The following is a 22,246-nucleotide window of genomic DNA, read 5'->3' as shown; positions in this document are numbered from 1 at the left end:
TATGAGTATATAATGTGTCGTTTTTTTAAGTAATACGGGGAAGTGAATGGCTCAAGAGATGTTGGCGTCAGCTGCGATTATAGCAAAAGAACTTAAGATTAAAATATCGCAGGCAGAGACTGCTATCCAGTTGCTGGACGATGGTTCGACAGTGCCTTTTATTGCGCGCTATCGTAAGGAAGCGACTGAAGGATTGGACGATACGCAATTACGCTATTTGGCGGAGAGATTAGTCTATTTGCGCGAGCTGGATGAACGACGTGCAGTGGTTTTACAGTCTATTAAAGAGCAAGAAAAATTAACTGCTGAATTAGAGCAAAGCATCCTTGCAGCTGAAACAAAGACAAGACTCGAAGATTTGTATTTACCTTATCGTCCCAAAAGACGTACTAAAGCGCAAATTGCGATTGAAGCAGGCCTCGAGCCACTTGCTGATGGGTTATGCAGCGACCCTTCCCAAGATCCAGAAGAAATTGCAGAAAAATACATTAATGCTGAATTTGGTATAGAAGATACAAAGATGGCACTTGAAGGGGCAAAGCAAATATTAATGGATCGCTTTGCTGAAAATGCAGATTTGCTGAATGAATTGCGAGAGTACTTATGGAACAACGCTATTGTTAAGTCGCAAGGAAGCAGTAAGAAAAAAGAAGAAGTAAGCAAGTTTTCAGATTATTTTGAATACTCCGAAGCCATTAAGAAAATTCCATCGCATCGTGCTTTGGCTTTATTTCGTGGCCGCCGGGAGAACGTATTACAGATTAGCTTAGAACTTCCTGAGTCAGATGCCCAATATGGAGAATCCAAAGTAGCTGCCTATTTTAAAATTGACGATAAACAGAGAAAGGCTGATGCATGGTTAATGGATACCGTACGAATGGCTTGGAAAGTTAAATTATTCACTAAGTTAGAGCTTGAGTTATTGACAAGACTTCGTGAACTAGCCGATGAAGAAGCCATTAAAGTGTTTTCCCGTAACTTAAGGGATTTATTGTTGGCAGCACCTGCCGGTCCTAAAATTACTATTGGGCTTGATCCAGGAATTAGAACTGGAGTTAAAGTGGTCGTTGTAGATACCACTGGAAAATTGTTGGATTACACGGTTATTTTCCCATTTGCTCCACAAAATGAATGGCATCAATCTTTAGCTGATTTGGCCAAATTAGCGGCAAAGTATCAGGTGAATTTAATCAGTATTGGGAATGGGACTGGTTCACGAGAAACTGAGCGTTTGGTAGGGGATTTAATTAAAATGTATCCGGATTTACAACTCACCAAAATGCTGGTTAGTGAAGCGGGTGCATCTGTGTATTCAGCCTCTGAGTTAGCAGCAAAGGAATTCCCTGATCTGGATGTCTCATTAAGGGGTGCTGTATCCATCGCACGAAGAATACAAGATCCTTTAGCGGAGTTGGTGAAAATTGAGGCCAAATCCATTGGCGTAGGTCAATATCAACATGATGTGAATCAGACAAAGCTCGCTCGCTGTTTGGATGGAGTGGTTGAAGATTGTGTGAATGCCGTTGGAGTTGATGTGAATACAGCCTCTGTTGCACTCTTATCACATATCTCAGGGCTTAATGAAACCTTGGCAAAGAATATTGTTCAGTATCGAGATGAGAATGGTGTATTCCAGAATAGAGATCAGCTAAAGAATATTCAACGAATGGGGGAAAAGGCATTCCAGCAGTCTGCAGGGTTTTTACGAATTATGAATGGTGATAATGCCTTAGACGCCTCTTGTGTACACCCAGAAGCATATTCTCTGGTTGAGAAAATTTTAGCGGATAAAAAAGTAACAATTCAGGAAATTATTGGGAATAAAGAGCTCCTGCAGAGCATTAATGCAGAGCAGTACGTTGATGAACAGTTTGGTTTACCAACTGTGCGTGATGTATTGCGTGAATTAGAGAAGCCAGGAAGAGATCCTCGACCAGAATTTAAAACGGTTCAATTTAAGGAAGGCGTCGAAGATATTTCCCATCTGCATGAAGGAATGATCCTAGAGGGCGTAGTCAGTAATGTGACTAATTTTGGTGCCTTTGTGGACATTGGTGTTCATCAAGATGGCCTGGTTCACATTTCTGCTATGACTAACCGCTTTATATCCGATCCGCATGCTGTAGTTAAAGCGGGTGATATAGTAACGGTAAAGGTTGTTGAGGTGGATAAAGAACGTAAGCGGATCGGTTTGAGCATGAAGCTCAATGAAGAGAAAAAGCCGCAGTCCTCTGGTAAAGAAGTTAAAATTAGTCCGATGAAGAAGCCTTCTGAACATAAAAAAGTCGAATTTCATAAAAAGAAAGTTGAAAAGAAAAAAGCAGAAGGGCCCCACAAGCAAGAACCAGTTCGCAAAACGGTGTTCAATACTGCCATGGCAGATGCTTTATCTAAACTCAAGAGAGGCGGAAATTAATAATGCGAGAGCCCAAAGGAGAATTAACTATCCAAACTTTGGCCATGCCATTAAATACCAATGCTAATGGGGATATTTTTGGCGGATGGATAGTTTCACAAATGGATTTGGCTGCAGGCGTTTTAGCAAAGCGAATTGCAAAGGGGCGAGTTGCAACTGTTGCTATCCACTCCATGACTTTTTTAAAACCTGTACATATCGGTGACGTGGTGAGTTGTCATGTTGAAATGCTTAAAATTGGTCATACTTCGATGACAATTGGTGTAGAAGTTTGGGCGTTGCCAGCCACACAAGCAGATAGGTATCAGGTAACAGAGGGCACTTTTATTTTTGTGGCCATTGATGAAGAGGGTAAATCACGACAGGTATTAGCATCAGCATGACTAAAACAGTTCTAAAATTGGAAGATGTTATCCATCAAATGGCTTTGTTAATTGATAAGAATGAAGAGCCTGATCTGCAATTGTATGCCTTTTTTTTTCAACACCCAGAGATTGGTTTTGCACTCATTGATTACCTGAACAAGCTGGATGAAGAAAAAATCAATGAAGGGGCTCCGCTCTATTCAGCAGGGATATTTGCTTTTGATATCTGTGTAGCCCAATTACAAGCGTCTACAGAAGCAAAAAACAAAGTGGCTGCTAAATCACTGACTCAGCTCATGAATTATTTAGCTGAAGTTATTGCTGCGCATCAACATTCCTTGAGTTTTTGGTTGCCTATATTAAACGCATTCTATGAAGTTCACGTGGAGCTTTCCCAAGAATTAAAGGATGCCTATTATGAATTAGCTACCGAAGATGATGAAGGATTAGATTCAGGCGAAGAAATCAATCACTTAGAGGCAATTAGAGACTTAATTCATGAATTATCTGATTTGTCATTGTTTGAGATTGCTGAGAATTTTTTTGCTCAAAGTTATGCAATGCCTCCAGAGTTCTTTGCTGACTTGATCGTCGACCTTTACAATATTGAAGAAGGTCAAGATATTGCCTTGCTAACTTTACTGCACCCTAAAGCAGAGGTTAGACATATGGCAATAGAAACAATCGACCATATCATTGATTCAATCCTACTATCCTCCATCTCCCTAACAAGATTGCAAACCATTAAGTATTGGTACCCTGCTTCGTATCATGATCGATTTGAACGCTGGATTAAGATTCAACGGAAAAAAGGAGTGATTTTTCAAGCGGAACCCGAGCGAATTAATTGCCGTATTAGAGCGACAGAGGTTGATGGAAGTGGCTCTCAAGGGGTCTTTATTCATGCAAAGAAAGGTCGTGCTAATCGTTTAGGGGGCCTGCTGTTAAATTTCGAGTCAGGTTTAAAAGACACTTGGGTTACTCCTGCGATACCGACCTCAGAAGTCAAGAGTTATTACAACAGAGCCTTTGAAGAAAGCGTCACCTTGCGAGAAGTCGACTTTGATTATTTTCAAATTATGGTTGAGCATTTTATCGCAATTTCCATTGAGAAAGGCGAAACTCCTAACTTGCAGTTTTTAGAGTTACAAGAATTATTAGGCCTTCGGTTAAGGGCTCAGAAATTAGATTTAGAACAGCTTTTTGATGAGTTAAGTATTCAAATTAGCCCATTTACCCAAGAAGTCATTGCTGATTCTCTCAAACGTTCCAAAGGATGGCTTAAAACAAAACAGTTTACAGAATCCTGGTACATCGAAAACCCTGTGATTGATAAAATCGTAAATCATAACAGCAGTTTTGTGGATGGTGTCAAGGTGTGTCGCATAGAAGAAGCGATGGAATCGGTATTTAAAGAAGAAATGGAGCTCAATCGAGAACGGTGGGAGTTTCATTTTTTATGGGTTGCTTTATGGGCTAAGTCTAAACATCGCCCTAATGAAAAAATCTGGAAAGACAGTTTTTTAATTGCGCACACAATCCATCAGGGCACACCTTTAAACGAGATTCCTGTCATGAAAGAAATTTGCTATCAGACCGTTATCAATAGTGTTGAGACGATGCAAGAAAGAAGAACTCATTTAAGTCAAGAATAAGAACATCATGCAATTTCCCAAGGTCTAATTTCCGTGTCATGACCATGGCATCTATTTAAAAACAGGCAAGCAACAGGACGTTTCTCATCATGAATTGCATTGAGTATATAAGACAGGACTTACGAAAAACCCCAATCTCGTTGTTAAAAGAACTTTTTAATTCGGTCATTTAGTCCATCTAAACTCCCTCATTAAAAAGTTCTTTTGCCTCGACCTTGGGGTTTTTCGTAAGTCCTGTAAGAGAAACAATCCATTCTAACTTATTGTTAAATAATGATAATTTGTGTTACATTAAAAAATCCATTAAACATGGACGGTGTATATAACTCTTTCTTAAATGTCATAATGGGGGATTAATGAAAAGAATATTGGGAGGTATTGGTCTTGCAGTAGCCAGCATTACACTATTTGCGCATGGGTCTATGGAGGTTCCTATTTCCCGAACCTATCAATGTTATAAGGAAGGCCCGGAAAGCCCTAAATCAGCAGCTTGTAAAGCAGCTGTCCAGGTAGGGGGAACCCAACCTCTGTACAACTGGCACGAAGTTAACCAGGCAGCAGCTAATGACCGACATCGTGAACTGATTGCAGACGGGCAATTATGCGCTGGGGGTAGAGATTTTTTTAAAGGTTTCAATCTAGCCCGCGCTGATTGGACAAGCACGGTGGTGCAGCCTGATTCTAATGGCCGTTTTCGGTTTGTTTATGTTGCTAGTGCTCCTCATAAAACCAAGTATTTTAAATTTTATGTTACTAAGGACGGATATGATTTCAATACCCCCTTAAAGTGGTCCGATTTGGAGACAAGCCCGTTTTGTACAATCACTAGCGTCACTTTAGCGAATGGTCGTTATCAAATGGACTGCCCATTGCCAGCGAATAGGACAGGCAAACGAATTTTTTACGTTATTTGGCAACGTGACGACAGTCCTGAGGCGTTCTATTCCTGTAGTGATGTATTTATAGATGGTACAGCACAAGCTCCAACTTGGTTTGAATTACAGAACTTTTACGGGACCGGCGATATTGCTACCAACACGAAGATCACTCTACGAGTTTTTAAGAATCAAGTAGAAGTTGAAAGCACCAGTGTCACCGTGAATGAAAGCAATCGTACAGCAGAACAATGGCCTCTGGCTTTGGGCACAGCGGTCAATAGCGGCTCCTCACTGGTTCGTATTGGTCAACTTGATCCGCAAAGTGGTCAGATCGTTTTGGCAGCCAATCAGGCCAATAAGGTATACCTCAGCGACAATGATACCAGCAGCTACCGTGTTCTCGTTGATTTTGTAGAGCCATCAGGTAATTCTGATCTGATTTACCCAGATGGTATTAGCACCTACAAAGCAGGAACCATAGTTCTGGGTCGTGTTGATCGCAAGTATTATCAGTGTAAGCCCTGGCCTTATTCTGGTTGGTGCTCACAAGCTCCAGCCTATTATGAACCTGGCGTAGGTTTGGCATGGCAAGAGGCTTGGGTTTTACTGGGTTAATGCGTAAATCAGGGAACCTTTGAGGTTCCCTAGCCCTCATTGGCAAAAGGGAGCCAGGGTTTCGCATCTAATCGACATATTTCGCTATAAAAATCAGTCAATTTATTCATTTAAGGGCATCCTCTGCTTAACTTCATTTTTATCAACCCCGATGATCCGACTTTTAAATCGAACAATTAGATTGAAATTTAGTCAATAAGTTTCTATTATTAGAAACGGAATCCTTAAAATATGTAGTCTGTTGGCTACTATTAGAGTTGTTTAAAAAATGCAAACTAAATTTGAGTCAATGCCGGCGGAACCTTCATTATCTTCAATGCAAATTACCAAGCTTGTGCTATCCAGTTATAAAGGGAAATTGCCCTTTAAGCTTCCTCCTTCCAAGAATCTAGAGACTGAAGAGGATAATCTTGCTTACTGGCTTAATTATAAGTCCTTCTTAAAATACAAAATAGAACAACTCGCGGGCCAATACAAAATGACTGGTGAAGATGGTTTCCCAGAAAACCTAAAATCCGAGGTTAAAAAATTTTTAGATGAATATATTGAGTTAAAAGAGAAAAAAAAGAAACTTCCAAAGTTGGTCCTCAACGATTTTGCAGTAACTAACTACATAGAGCTGAGAAGCAAAAAAGAAAAAATGAATTCTCATGCAGTAACTCCAGAATTGACAAGAGCGTTATTAGGGGGGCTCAACCGGATAAGGAAAGCAATTGGAATCCCTATTCCTCTAGAGGAAATCACAACAAAGGATTATGCTCCTCAAGGAACTATTTATAAGTTAGCAAAGAAAATAAGGGGCCTTAAGCCAGGGCAAAGAAAACAATTTGTTTACTATCATGGGAATATGAATCACGCAGTGGCATTCGATGTTGAAAATCGAGACGGCACCCTAAACATATTCTGTTTCGATTCATCCCAGGATGAAAAACAGCTTGAAGCAATCGATTTGCTCATCGACAATCTGGAAAAAAGCAAGGTAAAATTTGAAATAAAAGCCTGCCAAGCAAACATCCAGAAGGATGATAATAATTGCTCGGTTTTTAGTATTCTCGCCTTAAAAGAATTTGCTAAATATGACCATGTATTCGACTTTCTACCCGAAAAATATGAGGAGGATGAGAAGCTTAAAAAACAAACTAGAGCAAGCATAAGCTTAGGCTTGACTTCAAACAGAGACGTAACGCTTCGTAACATGGGAAAAGTTAGGTGGATTAAAGTCAAGGATATGTCCACACGAATTATTTCGATGGGGCAATCCTACGATGAAATGAAGAATAATTTAAGAGACTCAAAACAGTTCGATCTGGATGCCGAAAAATTTTGTGAAGTTCATAAAGATTACATGCAAATAGAAAAAGCATCTCAAAATGAAAAGAAACTTGTTAACAGAAAAAGAAGATTGATCGATGATCGCTCTAAAAAAGTATTAGCAGAGGATGAAAAAAGTCTCTTTGAAAAACATTTAGAAAGCATACCTGGACTCTCTTTTATCAAGGAAAACAAAGATATAAATCTGAATGAAATATTGCAAGATAAAAAGACGGTCAATGAAAAACTAGAACTACTTGAAGATCTTTTTTTGGCGATTATTGATATTTATAACATAAAAAGAGATGATGATTTTCAGGATAAATGTTTACCAAATCACGTTCTAAGGGCAATGCTAAACTTGAGAAATGAATTTTTGACTCTAGTTTGCAGTTCGGATGAAGACATTAAATCGAAATACCTATTTACTCCCATTAAAAGACCCATTTTGTCATTTCGACTTGATTCCAAGCTCAGTGAATCTCAATTTGAACGGGATAATATTCCAAGAGCGATGAGTGTTTTGTTGAGTAATCTATTAGATAGAAGCGAAAGAAGAAAATTCTTCAGAAAATTTCCCAGTGAAGATTTAAGATTAGGGCCTGTAATTTTTGGCAATCCAATTAAGGAATCAGAAGTTCGTGAGCAATTAGAAGAAATAGCTGATAAATTTGGGTATGATAAAAACGCAACAGACGATGCGTTTTCGCAAGCTGAGTTTATGCTAGAAAAGCTATCTGCATACCTATCCAGGGAAGAAACTTATAATCTGACAAGATATACAACGGGCACTCCAATATTGATTCGTAAAGAGTCAGAATTACAACTTAGCTCAAATTCGAGTAATCAAAATGTAATACAGAATCTTGCAAAAGATAAGAAGCTTCCCGCCTATGTCTATACGGATGAGGGAAATGTATACTATCTCGATAGATGGGATAATCGGGATTTAATATCAAAGATAACCATTAACCAATCCCAGCAAAAAAAAATTAGAGAGTTATTCGGTGATGAGATTTTTACTAACGACAATCGAGATAAGCCACGATACATAGGAAATAATGAAGCGATAAAGTTATTGAATCATAATTCTTTCAACGAAGCGGGCTCAAGAAAAGAAACCCTTAAAATGTTAGCGTTTATGTTAAATATTGAACTTGACTATCTGGGTGTTATGTATGAAAAAGATAAAAAACGAGCTATAACTTACTTTGACAATTATTATTTATACCTTTTTAGGGGTATGCCAAGTAAAACGTTTGAAGAGACAGTATTGAGTCAATTGAGCGACACAAAAAAGAAACTATTTTTCACACTGATTAAACATCGCGAAGATCTGATGAACAGTCTATCAAATTCTGAAACTATAGAGCCTAGTACAAGTAAACCCTCTTTCATAACGACATTTCTTTCTTTTTTTTCAATATCAAGTAAGGATTCCAATGAAGATGCTACGACAAACAATAGTCTCAAGGGCGGAGATGAAAATAGCGTTGTAACTTATTACGAAAAGGTACAATCCGAGGACGAGCGTAATGATAAATCATTTACGAATTTTTCGATGTTTACCTTAAATAGTCAATGGGTAGTGTATAAGAAATCTAATCTTAAAGGGGTTGATATAAACAGATCGGACTGGAAAATAAATTTATCCATTCACCAGGATGATATAGTCAAAGCATTGCCTATTATTGCAAAAATTGCTTTAGATAATAATCTAGGTTCATTTAAAGTAATGTGCAAAAAATACGCTGATGACTGTCAAAATAAAAAGACTATGAAAGGACGAGAAATTGTTATTTTTAACAGTGCAAATCCTGGTTTTGATGCACAAAAATTCATTCATATCTTATCTAAAATAGAAAAAGCTCTTAAAGAGGAAAAAGTAAGGAACTCCACTGATACCCCACCTCGTTCGAATAGAAAACTGGGTTATTATTCGAGCTACACGCATGATGCATGGACAAATGATGCCAGGGGTGGAATCAGCGCTGATATACCTTTTGAAGAAGCAGTAGAGGAAACAGGTCTTATAGAGAATGATCCTTTTATTGGGTATGGTTACGATGGCCTCAGCAAATCGATTAAAAGTATACAACCTGACCAGAATAATTTATCCAAATTATGAATTGCTGTAAACGAAAAGCAGCTATCCAGAGATGGGGATTGCTTATTCGCAAGATTGGTTAACGCCTGGGCTTTACTTTTCCAAACCACGATTATCAACCCAGTGCTTTCTTTGGATGAAATTGTTATGCAGTCAACCATTTGGAGAATCTGAAAAAGGGTTTGTAATTTAGAATCAGGCAGATTGCCTATGTTAGGTGGTTGGTTCAGACAGGGGACCATTTTGTAATTAGGTAAAATCAGAGTAAATTGCTTTATGGGATCTGCCCGGCCTCATTTTTTGTCCAGACCTATGTTTGAACAAAATAAAAACATACTATATAATTATAAATTAATGTGATTAGGTTTTTATATGGCAAGCAGTAAATCAGATAGGACAACCGATAAACCGTCCTTAGACGACTCACCCACATTTTCTGTACAAGAATTGGAAGTAGCTTTTGCAATAAAGAGAAAATCTCGGGAATTAAAAAAATCAGACTATCCATTTACTGGTTTTGTTTGTGATTATGAACGCCGCAACAAGCTTTATGATTTTATTTATAGTAGCTGCCGTTCATCAAAATTATTTGAAAACAATTTTAAGGTACAAATTGCTTATCTAGATACGGAAAAATCAGGTAGGCGCCATTGGTCTTTGATCGAACTACAATATTCAATTGTAAAAGACAATAATACTTTAAAAATTCTAGTGCTTGATAGCTTGGGCCCACAATTATCATACAATATGGCTCAAATACTAGTCAATGAGGCTGAACTGAATGATTCCCTTGATGAAATCGAAGGACTATCAATAAAAATCTACATTCCTGATGTTAAACTTCAACATTCTGGACTGGGATGTGCTACGTTTACTATGGATTGCGCCAGCATGTTATCTACACAAGATGAATATCAAAACATTTATGATTTTATGGATAAACAAGCTGATGGCAGTGACAGGGTAAAAATTGCAAAACTCGAAAATGATTTTCCGGTACATTGCGCCAGCTTGCCTCCACGTCTGCTGCGCGTTGCCCAGAGCCGAGCCGTCATCACAGATGATAAAATTTTAAACTCTACTTCATTGATTAATTCTAAAGAAGACACTTTCAAGGCATCTATTCTAAAAAATTGCAGCTTTTTTGATGGCCAACTCCCAATACCAGAAAACATAACACGCAATGAAAGAATCTTGAAAAAAGCAATGAAATGGAAAAATGCGATAGACATAGAAATGAAGACAAGCAGACCAGAAGAGTTTGAAAGCACTTGCGCAATAGACTCCCTGGAAGACTATGCATACAGTGATGGCCTATCCTCTGAAAGAAAACGAATGTAGTGTTCAAAGTATCGATCTAGCGCCAAACCCTTGAGGTTCCCTGTATTTATTAGTTCAACGTTTGTTCAAGCAATTTTTACCCCACTTCACGATGAAATTGAGTCATTACAGCAAGAAGCCCAAGAATGGAAAGAAAAGTACCACCATCTTCTGATGCTAACAACAACGATTTGGGAGCTCCTATGAATCAAATCAATCTTGAATTGCTAGATTCATGATTATGGAGTTACTGTGCAGATAGGAGACCATTTGCTAATCAAGTAAAATCAAAGTGATTTGCTTCATCATATCTGTCAAAAGAAATCTACAATAAACATTAAATAGTGCACTATAATTTAAAACATAGAATGCAGTAAATACATTCAGTAGGAGAACAATCCTATGACCTTGTCAGCTAAATCGTTTAAAGGGCCAATAAAACAATTGACTGGTCTTTCAGATCATCCAAAACACAAAGGCAACAATAAGAACGATAGTGTAAACATAGTTGCATTTGATAGAGAAAGTGAAGAATGGGGTATTTTTTCTAATTATGCTGAAACTCCTATCAAAATGAAGACCCCATATGGTGAAAGAACATTTCCTACTGTCGAACATTATTTTCAATATCAGAAAGATCCTGAAGACAAGGCCTACTTGGATAATATTCTGAGAGGAGATGCTCAGAACGCACGAAATGTTGGCCAAAATAAGAAATGGAAGAATTACTCAGACGCTGACAGAGCAATGGAGGAAGCAATTGATGCAAAGCTAAAAATACCAGGGGTAAGAGACGCCCTCCTTGCTACAGGTGATGCCTGCTTAATTGAGGATACGGGAAGCCGAAGTGATAAAAATCAAGACGGAAACTGGGGGTGGAAGAAAGGAGGACAAGTTGCTCCGCATAGCGGTGCTGGAAATAAACTAGGTATCCTGTTGATGGAAAAGCGTAACCTTTTAAATTCTTCGAGCAAGGTTGAAGATCCGAGAGATTTATCTGAACGAGCTAGAGGCATTATGACACATAATTATGCTCATACAGACCTTATAAGCCTCAGCAAAAGTTTGCCTGATAGCTCTCGCGCCTATTCTACTTACAATCATCGAAATAATAACTTAGCTCACTCAAATCAAGAATTAAGCCAGGTAATTTATCGAATGGCAAAAATGAACTTGTCTGGAGAATACTCAGGCATTCCTTTAGTCGAACGGGGTGCAATGAATGGGACACTTAAAATTGCATTTGACAGTCCCAAGGATGCCAATGAGTTCCAGGCCATACTTGCTAAAGAAGGATTTAAAACAACTTACTTCGGTGGAAATGATAAATACCCGATAGATTGTGGAAACGGAAAAAAGCTTGAGCATATTGTCCGATTTGAAAATGATGGTAAAGCGGAACAAATACCTCCTGCAGCTTTAGAATTTCTTAAAAGAAAATTTAATGGCGACGATGAAAAAATTTCTGACATCGTTCAGCAATTAGGTTTTGAGAGCGCCGAATTACGAAGTGAAATGCAGACAAAACCATAATTTTCAAACAATATTCGGCAAATTTAAGTTTCATTAAGCCTTTAAAACCACCTCCTCCATCCTAACCTCATATCTGAGCAAGACTGGTACTATTAACAATGAAGAGGTTGTTTTGATTATAATGACTATTTAGAGTGTAGTTTTTATAGTTAGGACTTCTAAATAACTCCCTTCAATTTCCCCTTCGCTCAAATGCGGTGCAACCGAACTAAAAGCTTCCTTAATAGTTTGTTAACCTTTGTTTGGTGCAATATGAAAACTATAAGGCTAAAATATATGCGGTGATATTATTATGTTGACAAAAATCAATTTACCTAAGGTTAATCCTACAAAAACTTCATCCAGCCTCGTTACCAGTAAAGTTAACTTGCCAAACCAAAAAAGCACTCATTTTACAAAAACATCATCCAACACTAAAACAACGAAGGTTAGCGTTGCACACCAAAAAAGTACTCCTCTTACAAAAATGAATTTATTTAAAGTGAATGTTACAAAACCTGATTCCAACTTCCAAACAAGTCAAGTGAACTTGTCAAACCAAAAAAGCACTCATTTTGCAAAAACATCATCCAACACTAAAACAACGAAGGTTAGCGTTGCACACCAAAAAAGTACTCCTCTTACAAAAAATACCTCTGGCTTAAAAACCAGTAAATCGAATTTTTCAACCAATAACAAGGGTTTTGGTATTAAAGAGAAGTTTTTCAAGATGACCGAACAACTGATGTTTGCCTCCAATCCCAAAATAGGCAAGCAGGTGTTGAAGTTAGAGACTCGCGGTATATTCATTAGGGTTGATGGCAGAGAACCTTTGATATTTCAACAAGATGGAGGTTTAAAGCCTAGAGCGAATAAAGAGCAGATACTTAATCTTACCTTTGATGACATCATAAATTATCAACGATTCAATCAAAATCCCTTTGGATGGGGGGCGTGCCGCTCATTTTTGGAGTTGGCTAAATTTATTGCAAACAACCAATCACACGCCGACTCCAGGTGGATTATTGCTTTTTATGGCTCAGGAACGTCTTTGCTTGATTTAAAGTTTCATACTGGGATTGAATCCGATGGGTATGATATGGAAGCGGAGCAACTTGTGTTTAATCATGTTCCATTTACTCATTTTTTAGTGGCTAGCTGTCCGAATTTTAGACCAAAATTCATGGATGATTTGTTAGTTCCCAATTTAATGCATGATTTTAACCCTTCATTACCAAAGACTGTAAGAAAGTCGGATTTGTGTTCTGATAAGCAATTGTTGTCTTGGTTATTAAAACACAATTGTGAAGAGGCATTTACTTCTGTTTGCGCTCATCTTTATCGAGATAAGTCAGAATTCACTCTAAAAATGATGTTAGAAGGGGGTACTTACCTTGTTGAGGCTGTTCAAAGTGCATTGCGTATTTCTGGGCAAACTATGAAAATCTAATCGTCGTGCCACTAATATGATGATTTTGTAGGTTCTGAAAATAAACGTCTAAACATCATTTTTTTCTTATCTAATTGAGTTGATAAATACACTAATTTGAGAATTGCCTATAATTAAAATGTAGAATATCTATTCTTTTGAGGTGCTTCATTAAAAGCATCATCACTGTATGAAGAATATTGGGAGGAACTTGTTGCCTGAGTAGGATTAGGGCGAACTTGTTTACTTAAATCAAAGCCTTCTTCAGTTAGCAAACGAAGCAAACTCTCATGACTATTCTCAGGAAGTGCATCTTTGAAAACGAATTGTGCCTCTTTAACGAATTGCTTGGCTTCTTTACGGTCACTAGGGGCTACTTGCCATTCATTATCTTTAAATCCAATTCGTATATGACGGTAGCTATTCATTTCTTTGTAAAAATAGGAAATAGTCAACAGCCCATCAATAGAGCTTTCTCTTAAGAGCCACTTTTGTCCGCTAGGTTTTTGCCTTGCTCCTCGAGCATCTAGTATGAGGTTTGCTTGTTTTTCATCAATGTTTTTTGAAAAAATAACGGAAGAGAATTCGCTTTTTGATTCCATGATAGGCTCCTGAGCAGTTTTCAGCAAATCATCATAACCTTCACAATTAATAGTTATTAAATCTTATCACCAAGTAAAAGCACTTATATTTCGTATCCATGAAACCAAATAATTAACTGTTTGTTTATAAAATCCGAACTTGACCTATAACTTTCCACATTTAACTTAAAAGCCATAAAAAAACCAAGATGATTGCATGTGAATTAATATGTTTTATTATAGGCCGCGCTCCAAGATTGTCAAATATTGACCTTATGTCGAGTTCCATCGATAGTTGCCCATCGATCATGCTCCTATTTTGGGTAACGTGAATTTTTTATAAAGCCAATTGCCTTGTAAGTGAATTTTACCAAAGCAACTAGGATACTCATTGTAATAATAGAACCAACAGTGCGCAATGTTTAATCAATTGGTTTGTTTTTAAATGAGGAGTAGAGTATGTGGGAATTTTTGAAGTCGATTAGTAAGGCAGAAAAAGGTAAGACGGGAGACAGTAAAAAGAACAAACAAATAATTTTAGTTAGAAATACCAACAACGGTGACTTAACCTCTAAAATTAGCCTAGACATCCTTGCAAAGGAATTCTTGCTGTTTCTTGATTTAAGGTCACTCTTGAATTTGCGACTCAGCTCGACAGAATTGTACAGGCTAGTCAACCAATTTCTCGGGAATAATCCCAAGGCAAAAGATTTAGGTGTTGTGGCTCTTCCTCAAGGAAGCCAATTGTTTGCCGTTGGCGATACAGTGGTGCATCGAAAGGGCGTTGAGAAAGTTACTTTTTTTAACGGAGACGATGCCTTTTATGGTCAAGAAGTAAAAGTATCCGATGCTGATATCAAGAAGTCATTTAACTCAAAAACCACCTTTTTTAGCAAAAAAGAAGATGCCCAAGGTTATATCAAAAAACAAACTAAAACCAATAATTATGATATGGTTATGCATAGACCGCATCTTGGATGTGTTACTTTAAAAGATGAAGTAACCCTTGCAAAACTGAAAAAAGAGCATGAAGTGTTCACTGAACAAATGTCAATTCAGGATGCTCAAGAGCAAAATGTAACAATTAATCCAAATTAATCCAAAATAAAAGTGTTACGCCGCCTTTTCCAGGTCGGCATAATCTATCATCAAACCTTCTTTATAACATGATGAGCGCCCCATTGAGGCGCTCGTTCACATTAGTTACAAACACCATTGATAACACAATTTTTGAGGTCAGTAGCAAACCTGAAATTATTACTCTGATCAAAAGTCACTTCCCAGTTAAATACTCCACCAATATTTCCATACGCACGTGGAGGAACATAGGTACTGCAACTTGTACTGCTAGCTGTTGCTGTTTTTAAGCACTGGATGGCGCGCTTGATGGTGCTTGTTGGGATAACAGGAGAACCATCACCGCTGCCATTGGCATTGGCCGCTAGATAACCGATGACTACTTGGGAGGGGTTTAAATAGCTGATATAAGGTTGGAAACCAGTATTGCCACCATTAGGAATTTGAGCAGGCCAGTTTTCCAGCAGATCTGTGGCCATAGCAACACTGAAATCTGGATTGCTCACCGGTGTTGGTCCGTAGCACACCCTATCAATACCGAACATGCAGCCGGTATTGTAAAGCTGGATACCCACCCAGGCTAACGAATTATGTGTCTGCATTATCAAAGAAGCATAGTTACCCCAAACTCCATCAAAACCAGAGGTGGCTGCCACATTCGCAGTCTGAGGTGCCATGGTAATCAACAAATTGGGGGTCTGATTATACATTGTATTAATAATACTGGCTAAGACGGCAATATCGCCTTGAGGATTGGTAAAAGTCCCACCACCATTTAAGCCATACTCGATGTCGATGTCGAAACCATCAAACTTGTATTCATCTATCAAGCTTCGCAGGGAACCCATGAAGGTTTGTTTAAAGGCATCAGGCGATGCCGCAGCAGCTAACGCCTGATGAAAATCAACAGTTGTATTTGGCAAACTGGTCAAAGCACCACCTAATGACAAGATGACTTTAATCCCTTTCTGATGCAACGACTGAATGTAAGGTTTAGTGACAGTATCAAACGCTGGAATAATTTGTCCGGGAGTGCTGGTGCTGAATACGCCGAAAGACACCATCATATGAGTATAACCCGCATCAGCCAGTGCTTGTGCTGTTGGAGGTGTTTTCCACCCGGGCAAATAGCCAATTATACGTCCACTACTGACCGGATTAGCAGTTAATGTCACTGTTTCAATCGCATTCGCTGTTGCAGTCAATGGTTGGGGCGAGAAACTTATTGTATATCCAGCCACCGATTGACCTGATACGGTGTAAATCACGCCATCAATCAGAGACACGGTTGCTGAACCGCTACCATTCACCAAATCGACAGTCTGTACAATAGGCGCAGTGCCATTATTCGGTGTGAAAGTAAGGCTTAGTGTTGTTAATGAAGCAGGAGCTCCTTGTACATTCACTGAGGTATAATCTTGAACAACCTGAACACATTGGTAAGTCAGATAGGTTGTTGGTGAATTCGTTTCACTGGCAATAACAGTTGCTGGCGTAAACTTAGGCTGGCAAGAGGTGTTATTGAAACTGATTTGAGCGGTTGAGAACTGATAGGATGCACCATCTTTCAGTTGGTTCACCGTGACTGAATTACCCCAATTCACGATTTGTGTTTGAGATGTCCCTGATTGTGTACGAGTCAGCAATACAGAAGGATTATCCATATAGCCGGTCAATTCAGCAGGAAGCGGCTGCAGATTGATAGTAATTTTTCCAGTCTGGGGAATCATTGCATAGCTGATGATGGCGTTGGCAGTCTGGTTGGCCATCACGTTAATGGTATGTGGGACTACTGTACCCTGGTAGATGTTGCCATCCGTAGCTGTGACTGTATCTGCAGCAAGTCCATAAGTGCCTGCGGCAAGTCCGTTGATTGATTTTGAACCATTCCAGGGTAATTGTACATCGCTGACTAGTTGTCCATTTAAGGTAACATGGACCAAGGCATAATTCTGAGTTACGTTGGTAGGCTTTGCAGTATTGTTCGTGAGTTGAATACTTCCGTTATTAACTGGCGTTCCTAAATAGACATTCAAAGTGTTTTCAATATGGCTGTCAGTAAAATCACCATATTTCAGGATAATTGAACTACCAGCTGGTAATTTACTGTTGGCACTGGGGAATGTTGGGAAATGCATAGTCAATGTAGCTAGATAGTTTCCAGCTGGTTGCGCCTGAGAACTGATGTTCAATGCGTTATCAGGATAAGACAATGGTCCAAAATCACCCCAAAAAGATGTATTGAGAGCTGTCGTAGTCTGAAAAGTGATGGTTGAATTTTGAAAATCAACGACTTGTCCACAGTTATTGGTTAATTTTAAATTGATGGATTTCCAATGTTGGTTGCCGGTGGAAGTAAACTGGGGGGTAATACATGCTACAGATTGAATGTTTGGTGAGGGTGGAGAGGCATAGATAGTCGCCGATGAAATGGTTGTTAGCGCTCCCAAACCCAATAATAAATATTTCATGCTCCTCTCCCAGTGATAATAAAAGGTTTAATCTAACATGAAATTTTCTTAATTAACAAATGGTTAAATTAAAAATCCCAATTGTCACAATTTTTTTGCGGTTGAGGAAGGCTCCATTTAGAGAGTGGTATGTTTTAAAATCTATAAATTTTTCTAAAGATGCAATACAAGCCCCCATGTATAATCAAGACAAAGATAAATTTTGGCGAAAAATAATAAACGAAGTTTCGAAAGGAGAATTTACTGAAGTGTTTAAAACAGAAAAGAACTCATAACCCCCGATAATCCTGAGCCGTATGCAATGATTTTTTTTGGTTTTAATGCAATACATTTTGTTTAAGTGAACTAGATATTCACAAGCGAGATTTAAAGGGCTTTAGCAAACGATCAATTGCTCCGTTTAATTCCAGTTGTTTCAGCGTTAGCCATCACTATAACGAATAAATTATTAGTGCATTCGAATGCTCAAGCCAATCACTAAGGTTTATAAAATAGTGGCACAATTTTGTTGACTTGCTCACCCTACAGAATAATTGACGTATCATTTAAACGTTGTATGCGTCTCGAAATCATGTAGTTGCCCATTGTTTACTTGAGCTACCAATTCTGATTTTTCTGGAGCAAATAATGAGAAATAATCTACTAGTTTTTGTTTATCCAGGGTGGTATCCGATCGAATTGCAGCATATGCCTGATACTCGTCTAACGCTAGTTTAGTTTTTTGTCCTCTTCCAGATGACTTATCAAATTTTCTATGCATGTCATTACAAACTGCGAGTAATTCATAAATAGTCTTTTTATCCTTTAATTGGCTTTCATCAATACGTTCTAAGTATTTTTTACCATAGTGAGCCAAATGACTTAGGCCAGAATTTTCCTCAATCTTTTTATAACCTCCATGGATCAGTGTGGCAAATCCTCGAGTCATTGGTTTAAGAAAGCAGTTTAGAGGAGTTGTAACAATTTCAATCACCCCTCTGATTACATTTAGAAGTCCATCGCTTAGGCTTTTTAAATTACCAGTGAATATACCAACTAGTGTTTTTCCCAAACCGATGAATAAGTTCGCAATACCAACTAAAGGTTGTTTGAAATCTTGTTTAATCTGGTGGTTACTTTTATAAGGCTTAATATAATCAACAAAAATTTTACCAATCTTTTTTGCGGTATGTTTTAAGGGAACATAACTTAATTCACCAAATTCAATTAAGTCATACTCACGATGAGGGAAGAGTCGTCCTTTTGAGTCAGATAATTCTGTTAAAGGATTTCTACTGAAATGATTAAAATAATCTCTAATCGCCGGAGATAAATCATCATCAAAGTCTATACTAGAGGCATTTTTAATTCGACGTACTACTTGCATGGCATTCATAAATGATCTTATTTGCCAAAAGCTATAATTTCCTACTTCTTTGACCTTTTTAGGAGCATAATCATATAAAAACCAGTTTTGATATTCATTAAGTAGTTTATCTGTTACTTCACTATTCTTGAAGGACGCCTTTATTGCAGGAGCCATTATAGACAAGAATCGAGCACTTGCCTCTAGACCAGCATTCAACCCTTTAAAATAAGATAAACCTAAAGCTGCATCTCCTTCCAACAACACATGTGCTTGACCATGTGTAGTAACCACTTGCTTAGCATGAGTAGCTGGAGCTTCATTAACACTGATACGAATGGATTCCTGATCAATTAATTGGTACTCACTCGATGTATCCAAGATTTTATTTCTAATGTAACTTGTAAGAAATGATTTAAGTTGCTTGGGTATTTCAGGTATATCAGATTGGGTTTGTTCTGGTTTTGATTCAGAAAAAGGTTTTATAGGATTTTTTGAGGTTGCTTTTTGCAACTTGAGAAAATCTTCTTTTGAAATCATCATTTGCATGGTGACTGGTGTTTTTCCATCTTCAAAATGACCTACATATTCATTGGCTATTAATCCTTTTCGGGCCATTTGTTGCAAAAATGGAAGTGTTTTTATATGGGAAGATTTTGCTTCACCTTTTATTTCATAGCGAAGCTGCAACACATAATCAAAATCATACTTGACTTGGTTATGTTCAGAAAAAAGGGCATTACTTACAACACTATGAGTACCGTCTGCACCTATAATTAATCGTACATTAGGAAATTCTTCAGTTAATTTTTGTTGAATGTTATTGTCCGTAACTTCTTGTTCTGTGTGAACTTCAATCCCAGAATCTTTAGCGAGTTTAGTAAAAATTTGTTGTAAGGCATTTGTACGGATATGAGGGTCACTTTTTAATTGCTCTAACAGTTCGACCAAAGTTGGGTCCTGTTCACTGTTTGTCGCTTTCATTATGGCCTCTAGCTGAGCAGCTTGCATGACCAAAGTATGACTTCTTTGATATTCAGAATATTTTTCAAGGATTACAATTTTCAGGTTAGGGTTAAGCCGTTTCATTCCCCACGCATTGATTAGACCGATTGGTCCCGCCCCAACTACTAAAATATCTGTATCTATTGCCATTTAAAACCCCAATAAATAGGTAAAAGATGATCAATATTATCATAAATAGAGCAAAAATGAAAGTTTCCTATCTCTTTTGTGAGTTTCAGCCCGAAATTCTATATAAATTCGACTTTTATAGCATTTGACTAAAACCTGCTCAATAAGGCCATTGGGCTGATAAGATTATTGCTAATATTTGTTGAGTAGTCAGGTAACTATACACTCACCAATTATGCAGAGCATGTATCGAGTGTAAGTCATACTTAATGAGTTTTTTGTATGTCCTGGTCTATAAAATTAAATCATTTAGTCTATTATATGTGTTAATAGATAATTTCAGCCATTTTACACCGAGTGCTGCCGCCACCTACCTTTTCTATCGTAGGAATATGTATTGGTAAGAGTTTAGAATATCTTTGGATAATCTCTAATTGCTCGGCCCGAAAGTGTTGATGAGCTCTCGATGACAGAATTAATTGGCTTTCTCCCCTTTCATCAATTAACTCCAAAACATTCCCGCACATTTGTTCAACTTGTTGCAAGGTAATATCGATGATTTCTTTGTCTGAGCGGTGGAAACTTTGTACTAGAGCTTCTCTTTGAATGTTGTCTATGATGGAGTCTAAGCAGATGATGACATAATGCTTAGTGATACTCATCATGACGTTCGTGTGATAAATCGGTTGATTGTTTTTATCGATGCTATCAAATAAAAAAGGTTCGTAGTCAATAATGTTTGCAACTTGCATCACTAATTCTGAATGAGTTCTAGGGGACAGGGCTGCGTATAAACAGCGATTTTCTCTATCCAGTACTAGACTTCCTGTGCCTTCCAACACTTGCGAGTTATTTTCTCTTAGATCAACTATTTCATCAACTTGAAAATTAGCTTTCGTTAGCACATCCAACAGCCCTTCGAGATTTACTTCCTTTTGTCTGTTTGGCGTGAGCATGGGGTAAATAATAAGAACGTTTTTTCCATTAGAGTTGATGTGAGTTGAAAACCAGTTGTTGGGAAAAACAGCATCTGGAAGAGAGTGGTCCTGATGCAATAAGAGTACTTCAATACCTGATGCTTTTAATTGCAAGACCATGCTATTAAATTCTTGCATAGCACTTTGCTTAATTTGATCGCTCATTAACAAAGACTGAAAGGAGTTGCTTTTAGCGGTTTCGTGATTGTATTGAAATCCTTCAGGTGGAACCATCAATACGGTAGAGCGTTTGTTTGACATGAGCGACATAACCCTCTTTGTTTGCGATGAAAGAGGATATAGTAATCCTAATTTTTATTGATTTGCAAATGCAGGACAGTTGTTTATAGGCTCTCTTAAGGTCGCAGCTCAGTTTGCTTTGTGTTGCAAAATGGGTGCAAAATGGGGACGGACCCCACTGGGGTCCGTCCCCCCTAATCCAGAAGGGTCATTCGTGAAAGCGGATAGTTCCTTATCCGCTTGCTGACACGCGCGGCTCGGTTCACTCCCCGATGTGACTAGGATTCGATTCAGACAGCAAAGAAAGAGCCGAGCCGCGCGCGTCAGCAAGCGGAGCGATGCTGGCCGTATAGAAGAACCTAATGACATCGCTTAAGGCAACGCCATTCGGCGAGGCACCCTACCTTTGGTATAAATACCCATTTTAAAAATGAGTCGATTCTTCGGCCATAAGGGAGCGGATAGGATATAAATGAGATTTTGAGGGTTGTTAAGAGATAAAAAGAGAACATTTAGGCAATAAAAAAGCCCTGTTTCTTAAGAGATAGTATTATCATTAAAAGAGTTAACAGGGCTTGATATATTATTTAGACTACTTCAACTTCTTCAGCTTGTGGGCCTTTTTGTCCGCTGCAAGCTTTAAACATTACAGTGGCACCTTCAGCTAGGGTTTTGAAACCATTGCCTTGGATAGCACTGTAGTGCACAAAATAATCTTTTCCGCCACTTTCAAGAAAACCGAAACCTTTGGACTCATTAAACCACTTTACTGTACCGCGAATTTTATCTGACATGTTAATTTCCTAAATTGTT

14 protein-coding genes are annotated in these 22,246 nt (G+C 38.1%); 9 read left to right on the top strand and 5 right to left on the bottom strand.

Annotated elements, in window-relative coordinates:
• Nucleotides 1–46: 46 nt before the first annotated feature.
• From Lwal_RS10250 to Lwal_RS10215, 8 genes are all read left to right on the top strand, one after another.
• Nucleotides 47–2,416 (top strand): Tex family protein, encoded by a 2,370-nt coding sequence (locus Lwal_RS10250; RefSeq protein WP_058480705.1) that lies wholly within the window; start codon nt 47–49, stop codon nt 2,414–2,416.
• A gap of 2 nt (nt 2,417–2,418) precedes the next feature.
• Entirely contained in the window at nt 2,419–2,799 is a 381-nt protein-coding gene (locus Lwal_RS10245) for an acyl-CoA thioesterase (RefSeq protein WP_058480704.1), read from the top strand.
• On the top strand, nt 2,796–4,436 hold the full coding sequence (locus Lwal_RS10240) for a hypothetical protein (RefSeq protein ID WP_058480703.1): 1,641 nt from the start codon (nt 2,796–2,798) through the stop codon (nt 4,434–4,436). The genes Lwal_RS10245 and Lwal_RS10240 overlap by 4 nt, the downstream gene beginning before the upstream one ends.
• A gap of 356 nt (nt 4,437–4,792) precedes the next feature.
• Nucleotides 4,793–5,929 carry a lytic polysaccharide monooxygenase gene (locus Lwal_RS10235; RefSeq protein ID WP_058480702.1) on the top strand — a complete coding sequence of 379 codons (1,137 nt, stop codon included), beginning with the start codon at nt 4,793–4,795 and terminating at the stop codon, nt 5,927–5,929.
• A gap of 268 nt (nt 5,930–6,197) precedes the next feature.
• On the top strand, nt 6,198–9,368 hold the full coding sequence (locus tag Lwal_RS10230) for a YopJ family acetyltransferase (RefSeq protein WP_058480701.1): 3,171 nt from the start codon (nt 6,198–6,200) through the stop codon (nt 9,366–9,368).
• 351 nt (nt 9,369–9,719) lie between these two features.
• Nucleotides 9,720–10,688 carry a hypothetical protein gene (locus Lwal_RS10225; protein ID WP_058480700.1) on the top strand — a complete coding sequence of 323 codons (969 nt, stop codon included), beginning with the start codon at nt 9,720–9,722 and terminating at the stop codon, nt 10,686–10,688.
• 381 nt (nt 10,689–11,069) lie between these two features.
• Entirely contained in the window at nt 11,070–12,200 is a 1,131-nt protein-coding gene (locus Lwal_RS10220) for an NADAR family protein (RefSeq protein ID WP_058480699.1), read from the top strand.
• Nucleotides 12,201–12,492: 292 nt separating this feature from the next.
• On the top strand, nt 12,493–13,629 hold the full coding sequence (locus Lwal_RS10215) for a hypothetical protein (RefSeq protein ID WP_058480698.1): 1,137 nt from the start codon (nt 12,493–12,495) through the stop codon (nt 13,627–13,629).
• Between the two features lie 113 nt (nt 13,630–13,742).
• Here the strand turns inward: Lwal_RS10215 and Lwal_RS10210 are convergent, their stop codons facing one another.
• Nucleotides 13,743–14,210, bottom strand: a complete 468-nt coding sequence (locus tag Lwal_RS10210) for a hypothetical protein (protein ID WP_058480697.1) — start codon at nt 14,208–14,210, stop codon at nt 13,743–13,745.
• 438 nt (nt 14,211–14,648) lie between these two features.
• On the opposite strand from Lwal_RS10210, the gene Lwal_RS10205 reads away from it, so the two are divergent.
• Nucleotides 14,649–15,287, top strand: coding sequence for a hypothetical protein (locus Lwal_RS10205; RefSeq protein WP_058480696.1), 639 nt, complete (start codon nt 14,649–14,651; stop codon nt 15,285–15,287).
• 101 nt (nt 15,288–15,388) lie between these two features.
• Here the strand turns inward: Lwal_RS10205 and Lwal_RS10200 are convergent, their stop codons facing one another.
• The 4 genes from Lwal_RS10200 to Lwal_RS10180 all read right to left on the bottom strand — a co-directional run bounded on the left by Lwal_RS10200 (nt 15,389) and on the right by Lwal_RS10180 (nt 22,227).
• Nucleotides 15,389–17,737 carry a glycosyl hydrolase family 18 protein gene (locus Lwal_RS10200; RefSeq protein ID WP_058480695.1) on the bottom strand — a complete coding sequence of 783 codons (2,349 nt, stop codon included), beginning with the start codon at nt 17,735–17,737 and terminating at the stop codon, nt 15,389–15,391.
• 541 nt (nt 17,738–18,278) lie between these two features.
• Entirely contained in the window at nt 18,279–20,237 is a 1,959-nt protein-coding gene (locus Lwal_RS10190; protein WP_231950984.1) for an FAD-dependent oxidoreductase, read from the bottom strand.
• A 305-nt stretch (nt 20,238–20,542) separates the two neighbouring features.
• On the bottom strand, nt 20,543–21,454 hold the full coding sequence (locus tag Lwal_RS10185; protein ID WP_095197665.1) for an arginine deiminase-related protein: 912 nt from the start codon (nt 21,452–21,454) through the stop codon (nt 20,543–20,545).
• A 566-nt stretch (nt 21,455–22,020) separates the two neighbouring features.
• A complete protein-coding gene (locus tag Lwal_RS10180; RefSeq protein ID WP_058480693.1) occupies nt 22,021–22,227 on the bottom strand; it encodes a cold-shock protein in 207 nt (68 codons plus the stop codon).
• Between the last annotated feature and the right edge of the window lie 19 nt (nt 22,228–22,246).

Source organism: Legionella waltersii, from assembly GCF_001468085.1.
Lineage (GTDB): Bacteria > Pseudomonadota > Gammaproteobacteria > Legionellales > Legionellaceae > Legionella > Legionella waltersii.
This window is presented reverse-complemented; position numbering and strand designations above follow the sequence as displayed.